Here is an 18,611-nt window from a genome sequence, read left to right on the forward strand (position 1 = left end):
TGTCAGTTTCCCGAATTGAGCACCTTACCCGAACCTTCAATTTCAATGCGGGAGATGCATCGGAGTTCACTCAGCGCTTCGAGATCGTCCTCTCTAGCGGAGACTGCTAAGCATTGGAAGGGAAGCGTCTCCTCAACCTTGACGGATTCCCCGACAGCCTCTACATCGCCAACAACTTTTTCAGGGCTATTAACCTCGTCAAGGTCAACGATGAGTTTGACTTCCTCAGACGGGGTAGGATTCTCAATCCTATCTCTGACCCCTTTCTCAATGGAGACGCTCATCGTGTTCAATTGAATAGAAAACTGCCTCCGTAATGAAACCTATGGATGAGACAGATTGAAAACGGGGGTGATACTCAGGGGGACTCAATAACAATGGCAAATTGAAAAGATTCAGAAATAGTGCTATAGTATCTATTTTTCCCAAACGTAGTTAATGAACTATCTGGCTCTGTGGCCTATAGAGCATCTTGAATAAACAAAAGCACTCCTACGTCTACAGTCCTGCAAGTTTGTAGACTCTATAGATATTTCTGCCTTCGATGAGGGGAATGGTAACCGATGCGTGTATAATTTTTATTCTATTAGCCGTCAGTACCTAAGCGGGAATTGTAAGTAGAACTACACCTCCCACGGCGATTGAGGAGTATGTATACCAGATAACATTGTAATATCCTTCAGGAAGTCTGACCTCCATTGCGTACGACAAAATCGCTATTACACTCACGGCAATCCCGACATCGGCATATAAAATCAGCCATTCTGGCGGCATCGGAAACTCGTATACGTGGACGTTCAACGCGATCCCGTTAGCGAACATCGCTGGCCGGCTTACGTAGTGCTTTTCGACGAGAAATCCTGTAATGATCAGACCAAACACCCCCAAATGCACGATGAGAAACTCAGGAAGCGACTCAATTAACATATCACTCACAACTGTAAAAACGCAACATCATGAGCATTTCGGCGCGGTAACCACCAGCGACCCAGTAGACTGAGCAACATGTGCTCCATCTGTATTGATCACCAACCGTCAGTTTACAGTCTTACAAGTCTGTTAAACGGAAGCCGTCAAATCTCCTCGAAACCCCCAATCCCAAGCTTCTTTGTAGATCATTTTGCACACCGCTCGCGTCGAAGTACAATTACATGGAAACGCGAGCCCCTGGAGAAAGACGAACTGACCGAGCTGCTTGACGTCGTCGAGACGTTCGACCTGGCCCATGACTTCACGATCCGGACGCTGGTTCACACCGGCCTTCGAGCGGGCGAGTTCTCGCAGCTCCGAAGCGACTGGATGGACTGGCAAAACGAACAGCTACGAGTGCCTGCCGAACAGGACGACTGGACGCCCAAGACCGAGCACGTTGCTCGAACGATACCGGTTCGAGATCCCGATACGCTTCGAGTGATCCGCGAGTTCTTCAAGCTAAATGAAGCCGTGGGCGTGGGCCGATAGGCAGTCTACTACCGAGTGACGCGCGTCACTGACGAGACTGAGATCCAGAAGAAGGTGACACCGCACGTTCTTCGGCACACCTACGGGACGCTCATCGCCTCGAAGGGAGCGACGCCGCAGTACATTCGGCAGACGATGGGCCACGCCGATCTGTCGAGTGCGTACCTATATCGAGTATAGTGGTGTACAACTGAATGAGGAAGCGAGTGACGTGTGGGGTTAGGAATTGTAGGTGGCTTCCATAATTTGCTGTATCTGGTTAGAAATAGCGGCTTCGACGGATTTGGGAAAGTCTTCATAACTCTTTGCGTCGAACGGGAGTTCTATCGTATGCAGTGGGCGGTGAGGATTTGCGGCGTCGTCAGTATCGAATGAATATCGGTCAGTAGCTTTTCCACCTTGATCTGGATAGACTAGCAAGCCGGGAGCGTCGAACTTCGCCATATATGTGCTGATCTGATACAGATCACCACGAGCAGGCTGGGAATCACTCTTCCATTTCGCGTCACCCACAAGTACCACCGCTCCGCTTTTCTTATTTGTGAGCGTGAAATCCGGTTCAAGTCCCTGGATAGTTTCGCCGTTTGTGTTCGCCGCGAGGTGACCTACTTGACCAGTGTTCATAGAGTAGTTTTGTCCAAGCGTTTCGCGAACTGATCGTTGCACAACCTTCTCAAAGAGCTGCTCTATGTCGATAAGGAACGTGCGAAATTGAGTTTGCGACGTCCCAATCGCATTAATAAAGCTATGTTCAAGAATCATCTGAGCAAGCTCAAGAAGTGATTGATAATAGCTGTTCAGTCGGGATAAACTAATGTTCTCAACCTCAGACCGAGTTAGTTCACGAGGTTCTAATCGCTGGTGTAACATCCCATGATATCGGTTTAGTTCGCTCAAGAGAGACTGATCATTGACGAGACGTCGTAGCATCGTGGTCGCCCGAAGAATCACTTGATTTATTGGGAGATCATATGTGAGGTCATCGTATTCAACCTCAAATTCTGTACCGTGTGGTTCTTGATGTTGAAGTTGACGGTGAAGGTCAAGCCGTCCCCGTAGATGCTTCTCGCGGCCTGTATGTTCTCGATAGTCTCGATAGAGACCTCGTTTGAGAACACGCTTTAGCTCTCGTATATAGAGCCGAGCGATGATTTCGACGAAGGATTCTCCGATCTCGAAGCCAGCGGCATCACCGTAGACTAACTCATTATCCAGACGATCATCATATGCCAAGAGATATAGAAGATTGCACTCGACTTTAGGCCAGATTTCTAAAAGCTGACCGCTTGGGAGACCGATCGCTCCAACGTAGCCTTTTGACTCAACAATTGCTATTTCAGCGGATTCCCGGTTTACGGTTAATTGGTTGATCTCTTGAAGACGGTCAATATCGTTCTTAGGTAACCGTAGGCGCAACTCCTGTCTCTCCTGAAGGATGATCGCTTCTTCTGGATCTTTGACGGATAGACTCATGCTTTGTTACAGCCCTTGGCTTCCAATACCTGACTGAGCTAGAAGATCAGTAAGCGTCTCTTGCAGTTCTCCTGCCTCAAAACGTGTTATCTCGTACTGATCCGAATCAAAGAGGAAAGGAACAGGTGTGCCGAAAAGGTCCGATTGAAGCCGATCGAGATCCTCGAAATAGTATTCTTCTAAAAGAGGTAGAATCTGATATTTCCAGGCATTGACAATGTCGTTAATATCTTTCGTCCCCAATAGATATGAATGCCCGACTCGCTTTCCCTTTCCGAGGTCACCCGTATCTAGAATCCGTTTATTGATAATACTCAATGCTGCAATCGAGGCTGCAAGTAGTGTTCGGTGTGTAACTGACTCCGCTTGTAGGGCCTCTTGTTGTACTGCCTGCATTGAACCCCAGTTGTAATCATATTCTTCCAACAGTACCGTATAATCGGGCGGAAAAGAGTGGAAGCTAAAACGACGACGTAACGCAGCATCAACCAGCGCGATCGAACGGTCTGCGGTATTCATCGTCCCAATCAGATAGAGATTCGGTGGAATTACGAATGGCTCTCCCGAGTGGGCTAAACTCACCGAACTGTTTTGAGGATCAGCACCTCGCTTGTCTTTTTCCAGTAGCGTAATTGCCTCTCCGAAAATCTTTGCAAGGTTTCCACGGTTGATCTCATCAATGAGCAGTACGTACGGTGAAGGAGTGCGGTCTTCTGAAAGAGCCTCCTGATACTCCCGTCTTGCATCCTCACAAATCTGCTTGAATATACCGGATTCTACCTCATATACGACGTCACCACCCTGCGTGTGAGCCGCTAAGCCTTCGATAAAGTCCTCGTAGGTGAACGAAGGATGGAACGTTACCTCACGGAACTGATCTGTGGTCGGGTTTTCGTTCCGCTCATGAAGCCACCACTTAGTGAATTGACGTGCAGTGTAGGTCTTCCCGGTACCTGGCGGTCCATGCAAAACTACCTGTCCAACTGATTCAAGCTGCTCCGCAATTTCGCTCGCACGGCGCGGTGCCTCCTTGGGATTTGGAACCTGCACAGACGTGCCGTCGTTTCCACCCTCCGTAGATCCTTCAAACGGATTCAGCTGCTCTTGTTCATCTGGATCAAACGCATCGAGTAGTGTCTGATAATCATTACTCTCAATAAGATCTTGATAGGTGTCTACCAGTCGGCGGACATCCTCACGGAGAACGTCAGTTGAAGGCATATCTTCCAGATCGTATGCACGGTGACAGATAGTCGAAATACCATATAGGCTATTTCGAGAGGTTAGAAATTTATCGGGTAAATGAATACGGCTATTCTCGAATCGTTCTACGTCGACGACATCACGGAGCGCCTCAGCCCGTGCTGCGAGAACTTCACGGGCGATTTTGGTACCGAAGGAGTCTTGAAGATCGGTCATCCCCTGGTTTAGGGTGAGAAACACGGTTTCCGAATCAGTATCAAACAGGTAGACTACGTACAATCCTTCCTGTGGGCTCTGTGTGACTCTGGTATCGAAAATGCCAATCCAGGGGATATTAGCCATTGTCCCAGCACCGACTGACCCTTTGAATAGTAGATGATCATCGGCAAGTAGCTGTTTTAATTCACTAGGAATTTCGTCTTTGATGAGTTCTGCAGCATGGTGACTTTGATCACCTCTCTCTTTGGCCTCTTTATAATCACGAAGGACGGTCGAAAAAGCCTCCTTGAGATTAAGGTCGCTATCAAAGTCGAGAATGTATTCTCCGTTCCCAAGAAATTCGACATCTCCTTGATCTCGTAGCTCCTGCAAGGTGCGACGAAAAGCAGCATCCGGATTGTCATTGTCGGGGAAATCGGACTGAACCGTCGGCAACACCTGTTTCTCAAGTTCTTGTAGAGAGATCTGATCCGCTTCAATCTGTTCCTGATATCGCCTAAGTTCTTTTCTGAACGCGTGACCGCCATTTTCCCATACTGACAAAGTGAACTCTTAGACTGTAAGTATAATTGTCTCAATTGGTCGTAGACATAGTGTCCGGTTAGTGTCTACGAGATGTTTTTGTCTTCAGTTTTCGTACCCACGGAGCGCGTGAGCAACGTTCTGTATCGAGTCGTCTCGGGTGCTGAACTCGTAGCTCTTGTTTGGCGTGTGGAGTCTCAGTGTACTGCTCCTGTAGTACAATCCAGCTAAGAGGGTCAGCACACCACTACCAATAAAAAATCCACCGGCAGTCGACACTGATTCAGACGGGAAGAAGATTCCCAAGAACCCGATACAAGCGAGCGCGACGCCGAGGTAGAGTATCTTGACGGGGTACGCTGGTGCCTCGTACTCGACGGAATTCACTGCATTTAGTGAAATGTCGACGACATCTTTTCCTCGACGTAGACGACTCGGTTCGTCGTACAAGCGATATTACCTTTCCCCGATTCCTTTCCTGGGGACATTCCCTTCTTTGCTTTTGTTCCAGTTACGATGCGTTCGCTGTCAACGACATAATCTTCGATATCCATCGATAGTGGTGCCGCTAACAATGGAGACCGGCTACAAAAATGTTGCCAGAATTACGACGTGTCGTTATCCAAATTCTGTTCCCCTAAGTCAGCCGTGAGCTTTACAAGCGAATACGAGATGCAGCCGAATCGAGTGACGCGGACCGTCGACGAGACTGAGATACAGAAGAAGGTGACACTGCACGTTCTTCGGCACACGTAAACACGATTACAGAGGTGTTTCAGCATATCGTGATCGGCGAGCTTGCTGAGCCTTCGAGAGACGTGTAACTTAGTCACGCAAATTTCTTCCTACTCAGAGTGCTTTTCCCGAGATCCAGCACCTTCCTGCTGGATTATTTCGAGAAGCCGATCGTCCCAGAGGGTCATCCACTTGCGTTACAGACGGACTTTCGTGGAGTTGAACACGGGAGACTGAACTGTTTGATGGCTTCAATTAAGTCAACAATACAGAACAACCCCCGTTTCCAGTGGATCAACTGGAACTCTGCGGAGCGGGGTACTTTTTTTCGCAAGTGCCCTTAGGCACACTCCCTAAGGGGTGTGTCCCGCTCGGTGGGAACACCCCCGTCCCGGACTCTCTCCCGATCGGCCCGATCACCGCGTAGCCACTGCCTGCAAGTAAAGTAAACTATACCTAAGTACCTAAAAACTGCAACTCCAGTTGAACTGTCGGGGTCGAAGAATAGCGTTGCCACTCGACTGTCGGGCGCTACCGGGTGAGCGAACGCACCCGCCCGCGTCGACGATCACCGTCAGCGTTCAGCCACTCGACGCTCGCCTCCAGGAGGTCGGCGACGTCGCGACTGTCCTTCACCCAGGCGGTCTTCGCCTCCTGGAGGACGTCCTCGACGCGCGGGTACGACGAGGATTTGAACTCCCCGAGTCGCGTGTCGATCCGGACCGTCGTCTCGTCGCTGTCCGGGTCGAAATCGAACGTGGCGGCGTACGTCTGCATCCACTTCTGGAACGCGCTCGACGCCGACTGCCGGACATTCACGTTCATCAGCTTCGCCGCTCGGTCTGCTGCGTTCTCGATCCGGTGCTCGGCGCTCTCGACGATTCCGGCAATCTCCTGCTCGATCTTCCGGCTGGTGAACTCGACCGCGGCGTTGTCGTTCCGAACCAGGCCGTCGAGTCGGTCGAGGAACCGGTACAGCGTCGAGATACCGCGCTCGGCGTTGCTCGCCAGGTCCTCGGGATGCTGGCCGCTTCCGTCAGCGACCAGCGCCTCCATAAAATCGACATCCGCCTCGGTCATGTCTCGAAGCGTCGTGATCAGCAAGGCGTCCTGTTTCGCTTCGATCTCCGGCGTCGGATCCTCGAAGAACTCGACGTCCTCCTCGGCGGGCGCGGCGTCGAAGTGATCATCGGCGATGAAGGTCGTTCCGCCAGCACCGACCGGGATATCCGACCACCGGAGCGTGTTGATGAGCGTCTCGTCGATCTCCCGCCGGAGACCCTCGCGGTCGCTCCAGGCGAACGACCGGCTCTTGTTCAGCGACTTCTTGAGCAGAACGCCGACCTTCGGGTGGTGCATGGCGTCTTCCTCGTCACCGTGGACGTACTCGGGATGGTAGTGTTTCAGCTGCTTGCCCCGCGAGTGCATCGGGATCATCTCTCTGGCGTCCGCCTTCGGGATAATCAGCCGGTGGTTGTAGCCCACGATATCCGTGTTCGGCCCGCTGTTGTCGGCTTTGTAGACGACGCTCGACCCTTCCCGCTGGGCGAGTAGCTCGAACAGCCGCCGGAGCGATCCGGTCGATCGGACGTACTTCTCGGCCATCGACCGCTGTATTCGGACATACCGTTCGTAGGTCGTGATGTTGCTCGTCGGGTGGATCGTCGTGAAGTGGTTCAGATTGATGCCCATCCCGGCTTCGTCCGCGAGCTCCTGGAGGACCTTCCGGAGCAGCACCGGGTAGGTCTCGGGCTCCAGATTACTTCCCGAGAGCTTCACGTTCGTCGCCTCGTTCGGGAGGTCGTCGCTATCGCACGGGGACGTGATCTCATCGCCGTCCTCGTAGTGCTCCATCCCGGCAAACCGCGGTCGAACGTGGAAGTTCGCTTTTCGCTCGCCGTCGCCGTACGCTCCGATCCGGAACTCGTACAGTCGCTCCTCGACGTCGTCCTGAGGGCGCGGGGCGATCCCACTTTTCTGGTACTTGAGGTTGATCGTCCACTCCTCGCCGGCGATCTCCCTGACCATCTCCCCGGAGTAGCCGTCGAAACCGTGGAACAGCAGTTTCGAGATAGCCCAGTACGGACTCAGCCCGTTCTCGAAGAAATTCAGGTTGCCTTCGAGTTCGTGGGGAGACGTCGCGACGTGGGTCACGCCGACCACCCCGTGACTGTCACCGTGATCCAGGCGAGATTGTTCGCGACGACCAGGGCGCTCGGGAGAATACCAGCGAGCAACACGGGCGTCCGGCGGCCACGCTCGACCGCGGTGATGACGGCGCTCGCCAGCCCAACGTACAGGACTTGCGACAGCGGGACCGCGACGATGCCGAGAGAACCCATCAGCGCCTCAAAGAGCGGATTCGCTTCCGGCAGGCCCAGCGCCAGCGCCGTGATGGTCGTTGCGGCGTCACCGGCCGCCAGCCCGACGAGTGTCGCCCACAGCCCACGCTCGCGGTTCATCGGGTACCTCCGTCGAGTTTGTCCTCGGCGCGGCGGAGCAGGTTCCCCACCGTTCCGGGTGATCGACCACTGAAACGAGCCTGTTCGCGAACGCCGACGCCGTTGATCCGGCAGGCGACGTACGCCTTCCGCTCGGCTTCGGTGAGCTTGTCGAGATCGTCGCGACGGACGCCGACGAACTCGGCGAGCTGGCTTTGGCTCATGCCGACCTCCCCGTCTCAGCCTTTCCCGTGTGGTGGCCGTCTGCGCTCGGATCGGGGATATTGAGGTCGAGTCCGGCCGCGCTACCGCGAGTGAGCCGCCGCATGGTGTCACAGTCGCGACACCGATGCACGGTGTCGGACTCGTCACCGTAGACGCGCCGGAAGTCTGCCGAGACGTGGGCGCCACAGTTCCGGCAGGTGGGAGACTCGTCGCTATCGACGAGTTTCAACACGACGACCACCTCCATTTTGCACTGTGAATTTCGCAAGAACGCGCGGACCCCCGACTGGTTACCACCTGAACTCCAGATTTTCGCCGCGATTCTGAAAGTCTATATCCTCGGTTAGAGGCTCTAAAAGCAGTGTAAACAGCCGTTTGGCTGTCCACTGCAATTCGGGTAGGAAGTAGGTCCGCCCTCCCCGATTTGAACGGGGGACAAGTCGATCTACAGTCGACTGCTCTACCAGTCTGAGCTAAGGGCGGGCGTGCGATTACGAATCGTTCACTGTTGGACTTAAGGGTTATTATCGACGGGCGCCGTGCCAGTGTGCACCAGCCTGCGACAGACGAGCGTCAGACAGGTGCGAAGTTTGATATGGAAAGGCGACACAGAGCAAGACGAGCGGGCAATGAGCAAGATAACGTTCCGGGCGGATGACGACCTCGTCGAGGAGATCGAGTCGTTCGATGCCTCGAAAAGCGAGGTCCTGCGGGAGGCGCTGCGGAGCTACATCGAGGACCGACAATCAGGCTCCGCAGGGACGTCCCCCCGACAGCGGACTCGCTAGACGCGCTGGTGGCCGACCGCGTCGACGAACTGATCGACGAACGGCTTGACGAGCGACTGCGGGAGGCCCGAGCGCACCCGCAAGACGTTACAGTCAACGTCTCGATCGACGACGAGCGCACGAGCGCGGAACGTAAGACAGACGAAGAAGACGTGACGCGGGAGGACAGTGACTCCGAGGGCCGGCAGTGTGCTCAATGTGGCGATGAGGTGGGCGAGGACCACGTTTACTGTCCGAACTGTGGTGAAAAAGCCTCGAAACGAGCGTTCTGTGAGTGTGGCGACGAGATCCGGTCCGACTGGGCGTTCTGCCCGGGCTGTGGCCGCCGAACGCCCGCTGCAGACGTGCTAGATCCACGGTAGGAAGTCACACACGACCGTACGCGGCATTTACTTGTTTGTATCACGGTCGGCGTTACATTTATTATGTATGCACGAGAGGTACCAGTCGCGTAAGACGGTTGTCTTACACGATGGGGTGGATTCCCCCTTGCTCGACGTTGTCGGGCGGTGTCCAGTGTAAGACACAGGGGGAAAGAATCCGAATACGACGGCCGTCTTACACAAGGGGAATACAATATATGGAGCGTGTGACACTGCGAATTCCGAAACAGCAGATCGACGCGGTTGAACAGATGGTCGACTCCGGACAGTACCCGAACCGCAGCGAAGCGATTCGGGCTGCCGTCCGGGAGATGGTCGACGAACAACAGGAGACATCCGGGAACTCCAACAAACGAACCTGGGCCAAGGTGTAGGGCATGCAAGATATCGTTCAAGACGCACTTGAAAACGCCGAGGAGGAGAAGCGTGAGATGGACGCCGCGGCCGACGACGACGAGTTCGGTGATCCCCGGATCGTCATCGTCGGTGCTGGCGGTGCCGGTAACAACACGGTCAATCGGCTGTACAACATTGGCGTCGAGGGAGCCGAGACGATTGCGATCAACACTGACAAGCAACACCTGAAGATGATCGAAGCCGACACGAAGATCCTCGTCGGCAAATCCCTGACGAACGGACTCGGTGCAGGTGGCGATCCGTCGATGGGCGAGCGAGCCACCGAGATGGCCCAGGGGACCATCAAGGAAGTGCTCGGAAACGCCGATCTGGTCTTCGTCACCGCGGGGATGGGTGGCGGTACCGGCACGGGTGCGGCGCCTGTGGTCTCGAAGATCGCCAAAGAGCAGGGCGCAATCGTCGTCGGGATGGTCTCGACGCCGTTCAACGTCGAGCGCGCGCGGACGGTCAAGGCCGAAGAGGGTCTGGAGAAACTCCGCGACGAGGCAGACTCGATCATCGTCCTCGACAACAACCGTCTGCTGGAGTACGTCCCGAACCTCCCGATCGGTAAGGCGTTCTCGGTGATGGACCAGATCATCGCCGAGACGGTCAAAGGAATCTCGGAGACGATCACCCAGCCGAGCCTGATCAATCTCGACTACGCCGACATGACGACGATCATGAATCAGGGCGGCGTCGCGGTCATGCTCGTCGGCGAGACACAGGACAAGAACAAGACAGAAGAGGTGGTCAAAGACGCGATGAACCACCCGCTGCTCGACGTCGACTACCGCGGTGCCTCCGGTGGGCTCGTCCACATTACCGGTGGACCCGACCTCACTCTGAAGGAGGCGGAAGGAATCGCAGACAACATCACCGAGCGGCTGGATGCCAGCGCAAATGTCATCTGGGGCGCCCGGATCCAGGAAGAGTACAAGGGTAAAGTCCGCGTCATGGCGATCATGACCGGCGTCCAGAGCGCGCAGGTGCTCGGGCCGACGACCCAGAAGCAGGCCAACAAGTCCCGACAGAGTCTGGAAGGCGCGGACGAAGCGTCGTTCGACGCCAGCCAGAACCTCGAGGACTCGGGGAGCCAGCAGAACTACGGTACCCAGAGCGACGGCGGGAAAAGCACCGTCGAGAAGCAGAACGGTCTCGACGTCATCCGGTAGCCAATCCCTTTTTCGATCGGTTCGGAAACGCTGATTTGTGCGCGACGACAAGATTTGGTCACCGTGACTTTCGACCTCGATCGACGGCGGCTGTTGACCGGTGGCTGTGCGCTTGCCGCCACTGCACTGGCTGGCTGTTCTGACACCGACAACGGCCATACGACGTACGAGATCACAAACGAGCGATCGAGCGACGTCCTTGTTGACTTCAGGGTGTATACGAACAGTGAACTCGTCCTCGCACAGGAGTACGAACTCGGGGCCGGCGCGTCACGTCGGGAAGAGAACGTACTGGCTGGCGTCGAGTACGATATCGAGATGAACGTCGAGAGCGAGGCGTCGACCTACGAACTCGAACGGAACGGCTGTGAGGATCAGGAGCTACGGATACGGATCGGGGAGGACGCCGTCGAGTTCGACGCCGACAACTGCGAGTGATGTCTTACACCGATTGGACGGCGTCGACCAGTGCACATTTCCGACAGCGCTCGCGGGTCGTCGGCGAGCCACACTCGACGCACTCTTGCGTTTCGACACCGCCAGTGTCGTCGCTATAGCTGTCGGCGGCGAGTGCGGCCATCTCCTCGTAGCCCGACATGATCGAGTGGCGGGTGCCGGGGTGGCGCTCTTCGAGGTCGTAGAGTAGTTCCTGAATCTCGCCGCGGTAGGCTTCACTGGAGTGTGGACACTCCGTAATGTGTGCGGGCAGGTCGGTCAGGTGGGCGTAGAGGGCGACCTCCTTTTCGGGAATATCTCGGAGCGGCTTTGCCCGGGGGACGAAGGTGTCCTGCTCGGAGCGCGTGCCGAGTTCGCCGTCCGCTCCCGCGTCATCCGGCAGATCACGGTCCTCGAAGTCGCCGAGGCTGGCCTCGAAGTGGTTCGCCATCTGCTCGACGTCGCCTTCGAGGAAGTTCATCAGCGCGGTCTGGGCCTCGTCGTCCAGATTGTGGCCGGTCAGCAGTTTGTCCGCACCAAAATCCGCGGCGTACTGGGAGAGAAGGTCACGCCGGAAGACGCCACAGTACGCACAGGCGGCCATGTTCTGGGGATCCTTCTCGACGACATCGTCCATCTGGACGCCGAACTCCTCCTCGTAGCTGACGATTTCGTGGCGCAAGTCGAGGTCGCTCGCCAGTTTCTCACAGGCGTCGACGCTCTTGTCGCGATAGCCCTCGATGCCCTCGTGGATCGTCAGTGCGATCAGTTCGATTCGGGGGTCTTCCGCAAACGTCTCGTCGAGGATATGTGTGAGTACGACGCTGTCCTTGCCGCCGGAGAGGCCGATTACCCACGTTTCCGGGGTCTCGGGTGTAGCAGAGCGCGGGACGAGGCTGTCCTCGCGGATACGATGACGGACCCGACTCTCGACGGAGCCGCGAAAGTGTTCCTCACAGAGATGCGAACCTGAGTACGCCGCGTGCATCACGGCCTCGCGGTCGCATTTGGTGCAATCCATTGCGGAATCGTAGCCGCGTGACCGATATCACCGTTTCGGCTCGACACGTTCGAGCGCGCCCGGACCGTCCCGGACGGCGTCGAGGAGCGCGTCGAGGCGTTGCTCGCGCTCGGGCGAGGAGAACAGTTCGTGACCGCCGTCGTAGAGGTGGATTCGCTCCGGCGGGACTCGCTCCCCGATCGCTCGCGTGCTGACCAGCCGATCACGAAGCGTACAGAAAACGACAGTATCCTCCGCGATGGGGGAGCGCTCGCTGCGCGTACAGTACCTCACGGAGGAACGAGGGTGCCGCCCGGCCACCCTCCTCCGCTAGCTGGCGATCGGTCGCCAGTTCCCCGATCACGTCCCGGTCGTTCGCCTCTGTCGGGACGATGGGGACCGAGAGCGGTAGCTTTCGGAGCAGCGTCAGGGCGAGGCCTTGCTGGCGTTCGTCGTATCCCCACCACGGGCTGAGATACGTCCGCGTCTCTGCGCCCTCGATATACGGTCCGATCAGGCCGCCGGTGCTGTGACCCAGTAGCCGGAACGAGTCGAGTCCGTCGACGTACCGCTCTACCGGGACCACGTACTCCTCGACGAAATCGTCGATAGTGTCCGGGAGCTCGAAGACGCTCACACGATACTCACTGCGCAACTCGTCGATCAGCCACTGGACGTTTTCGTGGTCGATCCTGTTGCCCCAGCCGAGGACGAAGACGAGTTCGTCGTCAGATTCCCCCTCGAAAGTCTGTCGGCGCACGGGCGTAGCTTCATCGACGAACAGTATAAGCGTTAGCTGTCGGCAGGAACGGCTGGGCTGTGCGATGTGTACGATCGGTTTTCGCACCCCGGATGTAGTATAACTATAGATATATAATTAATAATTGTCTTATTTATCGTCAATAGGCAAAAAATCCGGATAGATAAGCATAGTAACTAATAACGCATCAAGTAAATAGCGGCCCGGTCCTTTATTATCGTTCATTTTAATTCTGTAATGTGCCATTTATGCCGTCTCAGAGAATTAAAACGCAGTATTAGCAGATCCACTATTCGAAAACACCGGCTACCTAAACCTATATTTACTCAAAAAGTAGTTTCACATACATTCATTATATTTACTGTTGCTACTAGTTTCAATAGTAGATACAAGCCAAAAAGTATAATAACAAACGGATAGGTTCGGGCCTATGGAAGATAGCGGCAATAGTCCAGAAAACAGACAAAAGCCCGGTCTCGCGGGGAAAATCGTCCCGGCCTTCATCCGCCGTAGTTTCGTCCGAAAGTTCGTGGCAACGCTGTTGATCGTCTTGGTCGTCGTGGGCGCAGTCAGCGCCGTGGCATACGCACAAACGTCGGCCCAACTGTCCGAAGACGTCGAGTCAGAATACACCGGCGTCGCAGATCGGTACGCCGACTCGATCGAGGATTGGCAGTCCGAACGATCGGCGAACGTCCGGAGCACGGCCGACCTGAACCGGTTTCAGGAAGGCGGGAGCGCAGACGTCTCCGAGTTTCTCAGCAGTGAAGTGGAACGATTACCGGCCGACATCAGAGCGATCCACTTCGTCGACCTCGACGAGCGAGAGATCGTAAACAGCAGCGAGAACGCCCGCGAGGGGACACAGCTCAACATCGTCGAAGCGCCGTGGGCCTGGGAGGAGTTCGACGTCGCAAACGACGAGGTGTACGTCTCGGAAGTCGAGGAGATCCAGGGTGCACCGACCGTCTCGTTCGTGAGTCCGATACCCGGCGAGGACACCAACAGGGCGCTGGTGATCACGACGAACCTCCGAACCGTGACCGAGGGCTACGATGATGACGCTGTCTTCACGCAGGTCGTCAATCGGGACGGGAACATCGTTGCTGGCGAACAGGAACAGACCCAACTCGAGGCGAATCTCGGCGAGTTCCCCGCGTACTCGCCACTCGGTGCGGACTCGGAGATCGTCCAGCGCGGCTTTGCCGGTGAAACTGGCTTCGTCGACGGAACCGAAAAAGAAGGACTCGACCGGGACTACGTCACAGCGTTCGCCCCGGTCGATGGCGGGGAGACGGTCGACCTCCTCGTCACCGTCCACGTCCCCAGCGATCAGGCCTTTGCACTGCAATCGGAGATCACGTCGAGCCTGCTCTTGCTGATGTTTACGACGTTCGTCGGTCTCGGTGCGATCGCAGTGACGTTCGGCCGAGGGACGGTCCGTTCGATCAACCAACTGAGTACGAAAGCCGAGGCACTGAAAAACGGCAATCTCGACGAGGACTTCGAGATGAACCGTGCAGACGAGATCGGTGACCTGTCTCGGGCGTTCGGGAGCATGCGCGACGCGCTCCGGGATCAGATCCGAGAGGCTCAGACCGCTCGTGAAGGAGCGGAGGAAGAGCGCGAACGGGTCGAGCGGATCAACGACGACCTGGAGACAGCGGCCGAAGAGTACTGTGCGGTGATGGGAGCGGCCGCGGACGGTGATCTGTCGGTCCGGGCAGACGTCGAGACGGAGAACGGGCAGATGCGCGGCATCGGCGAGGATTTCAACGCGATGCTCGACGAGATCGAGGGCACCATCGGCGAACTGAAACAGTTCGCGATGCAGGTCGCCACCGCCAGCGAGGAGGTGACCGCTTCCAGCGAGGAGGTCCGCGGTGCAAGCGAACAGGTCACCGAATCGATCCAGGAGATTTCCGACGGTGCCGACCGGCAGAACGACGCCCTGCAGCGGGCGAACGTACAGCTAAGCGAACTGTCGACGGCTGTCGACGATATCTCGACGACGTCGACGGACGTCGCGGAGATCGCTGAGCGGACCGCAGTTACCGGTCGTGAGGGACAGTCCGCGGCCCAGAACGCGATCGAGGGAATGAGCCAGATCGAAGCGGAGAGCGAAGACACCGTCGAGGCGATGGAGCGCCTCCAGGAAGAGATCACCCAGATCGACGAGCTACTGGAGTTCATTACGGAGATCGCTTCCCAGACGAACATGCTGGCGCTGAACGCCAACATCGAGGCCTCACGCTCGGCCGCCAACGGCAGCGGCGACGGGTTCGGCGTCGTCGCCGAGGAGGTCAAACAGCTAGCTGCCGAGACGAAAGACGCCGCCGAAGACATCGAGACGCGACTGGAGCGTGTCAAAGCCGAGACCGACCGGACCGCCGAGGAGGTCCGGACGACCAGAGAGCAGGTCTCCAGCCAGACCGAATCGGTGAAAGACGCCGCCGACGCGCTCGAAGAGATCGCCGAGTACGCCACCGAGACCAACGAGGGCGTTCAGGCCATCGATAGCGCGACGAAAGAGCAGGCAACGGCGACCCGAGAGGTCGTCTCGGTGCTCGACGAGACCGCGACGATCAGCGAGGAGACCAGCGCCGAGTCCGAAAACGTCGCGGCCGCCGCCGAACAGCAGACGACCGCACTGACCGAGATGTCCCGCTCTGCAGGCGACCTCTCGATGCGGGCGTCACAGCTGTCGGCCGCACTGGATCGGTTCGTCACGGGCGAGGACATCGAGACCACTGGACTGAGCGACGAGGGGGACCCCGCGACGCTCGACACAGAAGTGGCTCCCCGGGACGCGGCTGAATTCGACGACGACCCGGTCGGGGAACTGCCACCGGAGGACGCCGAGAGTAGCTCGGACGACCAGGAGCTGTCGGAGCAGGCTGACGAGGAGGCGGCCGTCGATGCGGACGACACGGAGACGGACACGAACGACGACAGCCTCGACACTACCGACGATACGGACGACGACATGTTCGCGTTCGTCGAGGACACGACACGGGACGAAGACTGAGACACCTTATCAATGAGACCCGAACAATCGATCTCACGACGAAACGCGATGAAACTGCTCGGCGCATCCAGCGTCACCGGCCTCGCCGGCTGTCTGGATACCGTCACAAACAGGGCCGGCGGCAACGGCGACGAGGATACTGGAAGCGGCTACCCGCCCGCCGACGAGGGTGCCGAGGTCTGGGGGAAAATACTCAACGATCACGCCGATGGCGGCGACCGATACGATCCGGACGCCGACGGCGAGGTGCTCTACGACCCGGGGAACGTACCCTACGATAACGCAGGAGCCGATATCGACTGGCAACAGTTCGCGGACGACGACATCACGCTCACCTTCGGGATGGGGCTCCACCCCTACTCGACGGTGACCCAGCCGGTGATCCCCGCGTTCGAGGAACTGACCGGAATCGACGTCGAGTACGAGATTTTCCCCGAGGATCGCTACTGGCTCGAAGCAAGAGACGACCTGCAGAACAGGCGGGAGTACGACGGCATGATGACCGGGCTCTGGCAGGCCGCTGAGTTCCACGCGAACGGCTGGGTGCGCGACCTCACCGAGTTCATCGAGAACGACGACCTGACCGACCGCGACTGGCTCGCCATGGACGACTTCCTGGACGATACCATCGAACTCATGTCGTTCCCCGACGCGGACGGCCGGCCGGAACTCACCGGCTTCCCGAACGGGATCGAGGCCTACGGCGCGGTCGGCTGTGACGTCCCGACGTTCGAGGCCGTCGACGATGTGGCCGACGACCCGGCCGACGAGATAGCCACGTTTTCGGACCTCGAACGCGCGGCCAAGCGGATCCACGAATCGGAGCAGACGAGTCAGTACGACGACGAACCGCGGGCCGGCATCACGTCCCGTACCAGCACGACGACGCTGTCGAGCGCAAACTGGGCGACGATGTTCAAAACGCATGGCGGCAACTGGATCGACCGGGAACAAAAGGAAGCGACGCTCGCGGATCCGGACAGCGGCGGCGTCGAGTCGCTCGAACTGTTCGGCCGCCTGATGCGCGACTACGGCCCCGAAAACCCGGGGCAGAAGAACTGGTACCGGGCGAACAACGCGCTCTCGGCGGGCGAGACCGCGATGGTCTACACTACGCCATCGACGTCCGGTGCAATCACCGAAGAGCAGATCGAACGGACCCACTGGATCCCGCCGCTTCCGGCTCCGGACGGCGGCGATCCGGAAGTCGCCACGTGGGTCTGGGCGACCGGGATCAGCCAGTATTCGGAGAACCCGGAGGCAGCCTGGCTGTTCATCCAGTGGGCCAACTCCCGACTGGGTAATTACATGCTCTCTGCCAGGCAGTGGCAGGGCCACGGCCCGCGTGCGGGGACCGCCCGACTCAACTACCTTAACGACACGGTCGGTCTCGACGAGACCCACCCCGGCATCACCCAGAGTTTCCTCGACGCCCATATCGAGGGAATGAGCAAGGTCCCGACCGATCCGCCAGCGATACCGGTCGACACGCCACAGAACATGCCGATCATGACCGAGGCCGCCGTGGCGATGAACAACGTCGTCCGGGGCGTCAAAGAGCCGACGGCCGCGCTCGAAGAGGCCGCACCGACGATCACCGAGTACGCAAAGCAGATCCCCGATCTGTATCTCGACTGAATCGAGCCAGCACAGCGGGACCGAGCGCTCACCGAATCCGTTTTGCGCCCGCAGCCAGTAGCCTTACTCGATGGATCGCAGTACGGCACTCGACCGGGCCGAGGAGATCGTCGACACCGTCGAGAACGAGCGCATGCCCGTCCCCGTCCGCGAGGTCTGGGTGTACGGCGACGTCGCGCTGGGACTCGATCCGATCGATCGGCTCGACGTCTACGTCACCAAGGATATCCTGCTGGACGGCACCCCCGACCGCGAGGCCGAGTTCGTCGACAGCCACGGCGTCGAGGGTGTCGGCCGAACCGTTCGGGCCGACTGGGCCGACGAGCATCGGGAGCACCTGCGAGCGAACGCGAACGGCCACGCCGCGCCCGAGCAGTGTCTGGCGGCCCACCTACTCGACGACGACGAACCGATCCACCTCGAGGTCTGTAACGCGAGTTTCGAGGACAACGTCACCCAGCGCATGCAGGGCGCGAAAGCCCGGGGGCGTGGGAACAACTGCTCGATCCGCGCGGTGCTTGCCTCTGGGTCGGTGACGGCACCGGCGAGGGCAGACGAAGCGAGGACGCCCTGAGAAACTCAGAAACGGCGAGTTACCCTTCCCGACGCTCCCCGAGGCGCTGACGATGATCGGACTGGACGAGGCCGATGCCGAGGAAGCGGCCGACGCCATCCAGGCGTGGCGCACCGAGCAGGAAGGCACGACGGTACGCGGCGACGTCGTCTAGG

17 protein-coding genes, 1 tRNA gene and 3 pseudogenes are annotated in these 18,611 nt (G+C 57.7%); 8 read left to right on the forward strand and 13 right to left on the reverse strand.

Annotation, left to right across the window (positions count from 1 at the left end):
* Window positions 1–2: 2 nt before the first annotated feature.
* Complete coding sequence (locus ACFQH2_RS14050) at window positions 3–284, reverse strand: hypothetical protein (protein ID WP_377054615.1); 282 nt, start codon at window positions 282–284, stop codon at window positions 3–5.
* A 316-nt stretch (window positions 285–600) separates the two neighbouring features.
* Window positions 601–927: a hypothetical protein gene (locus ACFQH2_RS14055; RefSeq protein ID WP_377054617.1), complete on the reverse strand. Its 327-nt coding sequence runs from the start codon at window positions 925–927 to the stop codon at window positions 601–603.
* Window positions 928–1,005: 78 nt separating this feature from the next.
* Here ACFQH2_RS14055 and ACFQH2_RS14060 point away from each other — a divergent pair.
* Window positions 1,006–1,641, forward strand: a pseudogene (locus ACFQH2_RS14060) (tyrosine-type recombinase/integrase).
* 39 nt (window positions 1,642–1,680) lie between these two features.
* Here ACFQH2_RS14060 and ACFQH2_RS14065 read toward each other — a convergent pair.
* From ACFQH2_RS14065 to ACFQH2_RS14100, 8 genes are all read right to left on the reverse strand, one after another.
* On the reverse strand, window positions 1,681–2,934 hold the full coding sequence (locus ACFQH2_RS14065; protein WP_377054619.1) for an McrC family protein: 1,254 nt from the start codon (window positions 2,932–2,934) through the stop codon (window positions 1,681–1,683).
* 6 nt (window positions 2,935–2,940) lie between these two features.
* On the reverse strand, window positions 2,941–4,899 hold the full coding sequence (locus tag ACFQH2_RS14070) for an MrcB family domain-containing protein (RefSeq protein WP_377076856.1): 1,959 nt from the start codon (window positions 4,897–4,899) through the stop codon (window positions 2,941–2,943).
* An 84-nt stretch (window positions 4,900–4,983) separates the two neighbouring features.
* Window positions 4,984–5,265, reverse strand: coding sequence for a hypothetical protein (locus ACFQH2_RS14075; RefSeq protein WP_377076857.1), 282 nt, complete (start codon window positions 5,263–5,265; stop codon window positions 4,984–4,986).
* 879 nt (window positions 5,266–6,144) lie between these two features.
* Window positions 6,145–7,776, reverse strand: a complete 1,632-nt coding sequence (locus tag ACFQH2_RS14080; protein ID WP_377076858.1) for a hypothetical protein — start codon at window positions 7,774–7,776, stop codon at window positions 6,145–6,147.
* On the reverse strand, window positions 7,764–8,075 hold the full coding sequence (locus ACFQH2_RS14085) for a hypothetical protein (RefSeq protein ID WP_377054627.1): 312 nt from the start codon (window positions 8,073–8,075) through the stop codon (window positions 7,764–7,766). The genes ACFQH2_RS14080 and ACFQH2_RS14085 overlap by 13 nt, the downstream gene beginning before the upstream one ends.
* Window positions 8,072–8,278: a sigma factor-like helix-turn-helix DNA-binding protein gene (locus ACFQH2_RS14090; protein ID WP_377054629.1), complete on the reverse strand. Its 207-nt coding sequence runs from the start codon at window positions 8,276–8,278 to the stop codon at window positions 8,072–8,074. Before ACFQH2_RS14090 ends, ACFQH2_RS14085 begins: the two co-directional genes overlap by 4 nt.
* On the reverse strand, window positions 8,275–8,520 hold the full coding sequence (locus ACFQH2_RS14095) for a DUF7563 family protein (RefSeq protein ID WP_377076859.1): 246 nt from the start codon (window positions 8,518–8,520) through the stop codon (window positions 8,275–8,277). The genes ACFQH2_RS14090 and ACFQH2_RS14095 overlap by 4 nt, the downstream gene beginning before the upstream one ends.
* 168 nt (window positions 8,521–8,688) lie before the next feature.
* A tRNA-Tyr gene (locus tag ACFQH2_RS14100) sits at window positions 8,689–8,762 on the reverse strand.
* A gap of 146 nt (window positions 8,763–8,908) precedes the next feature.
* Here ACFQH2_RS14100 and ACFQH2_RS14105 point away from each other — a divergent pair.
* From ACFQH2_RS14105 to ACFQH2_RS14120, 4 genes and pseudogenes are all read left to right on the forward strand, one after another.
* Window positions 8,909–9,429 (forward strand): annotated as a pseudogene (locus ACFQH2_RS14105) (double zinc ribbon domain-containing protein).
* A 218-nt stretch (window positions 9,430–9,647) separates the two neighbouring features.
* On the forward strand, window positions 9,648–9,824 hold the full coding sequence (locus ACFQH2_RS14110) for a ribbon-helix-helix domain-containing protein (RefSeq protein ID WP_377054635.1): 177 nt from the start codon (window positions 9,648–9,650) through the stop codon (window positions 9,822–9,824).
* 3 nt (window positions 9,825–9,827) lie between these two features.
* Window positions 9,828–11,021: a cell division protein FtsZ gene (ftsZ, locus tag ACFQH2_RS14115; protein WP_377054637.1), complete on the forward strand. Its 1,194-nt coding sequence runs from the start codon at window positions 9,828–9,830 to the stop codon at window positions 11,019–11,021.
* 63 nt (window positions 11,022–11,084) lie between these two features.
* Entirely contained in the window at window positions 11,085–11,459 is a 375-nt protein-coding gene (locus ACFQH2_RS14120; RefSeq protein ID WP_377054639.1) for a hypothetical protein, read from the forward strand.
* A gap of 4 nt (window positions 11,460–11,463) precedes the next feature.
* Here the strand turns inward: ACFQH2_RS14120 and ncsA are convergent, their stop codons facing one another.
* The 3 genes from ncsA to ACFQH2_RS14135 are packed head-to-tail and all read right to left on the reverse strand — an operon-like array spanning window position 11,464 to window position 13,216.
* Complete coding sequence (gene ncsA / locus ACFQH2_RS14125) at window positions 11,464–12,477, reverse strand: tRNA 2-thiolation protein NcsA (protein WP_377054641.1); 1,014 nt, start codon at window positions 12,475–12,477, stop codon at window positions 11,464–11,466.
* Between the two features lie 27 nt (window positions 12,478–12,504).
* Entirely contained in the window at window positions 12,505–12,750 is a 246-nt protein-coding gene (locus ACFQH2_RS14130; protein WP_377076860.1) for a hypothetical protein, read from the reverse strand.
* Window positions 12,680–13,216, reverse strand: a complete 537-nt coding sequence (locus ACFQH2_RS14135) for an alpha/beta fold hydrolase (protein ID WP_377076861.1) — start codon at window positions 13,214–13,216, stop codon at window positions 12,680–12,682. The genes ACFQH2_RS14130 and ACFQH2_RS14135 overlap by 71 nt, the downstream gene beginning before the upstream one ends.
* Before the next feature lie 430 nt (window positions 13,217–13,646).
* On the opposite strand from ACFQH2_RS14135, the gene ACFQH2_RS14140 reads away from it, so the two are divergent.
* The 3 genes and pseudogenes from ACFQH2_RS14140 (at window position 13,647) to ACFQH2_RS14150 (ending at window position 18,610) form a co-directional block, all read left to right on the forward strand.
* Window positions 13,647–16,244 (forward strand): methyl-accepting chemotaxis protein, encoded by a 2,598-nt coding sequence (locus ACFQH2_RS14140; protein ID WP_377054645.1) that lies wholly within the window; start codon window positions 13,647–13,649, stop codon window positions 16,242–16,244.
* A gap of 48 nt (window positions 16,245–16,292) precedes the next feature.
* Window positions 16,293–17,882, forward strand: coding sequence for an ABC transporter substrate-binding protein (locus ACFQH2_RS14145; RefSeq protein ID WP_377054647.1), 1,590 nt, complete (start codon window positions 16,293–16,295; stop codon window positions 17,880–17,882).
* 70 nt (window positions 17,883–17,952) lie between these two features.
* Window positions 17,953–18,610: pseudogene (locus ACFQH2_RS14150) on the forward strand (hypothetical protein).
* Window position 18,611: the final 1 nt, after the last annotated feature.

Source organism: Natronoarchaeum sp. GCM10025703, assembly GCF_042661985.1.
In the GTDB taxonomy this organism is placed as follows: domain Archaea; phylum Halobacteriota; class Halobacteria; order Halobacteriales; family Natronoarchaeaceae; genus Natranaeroarchaeum.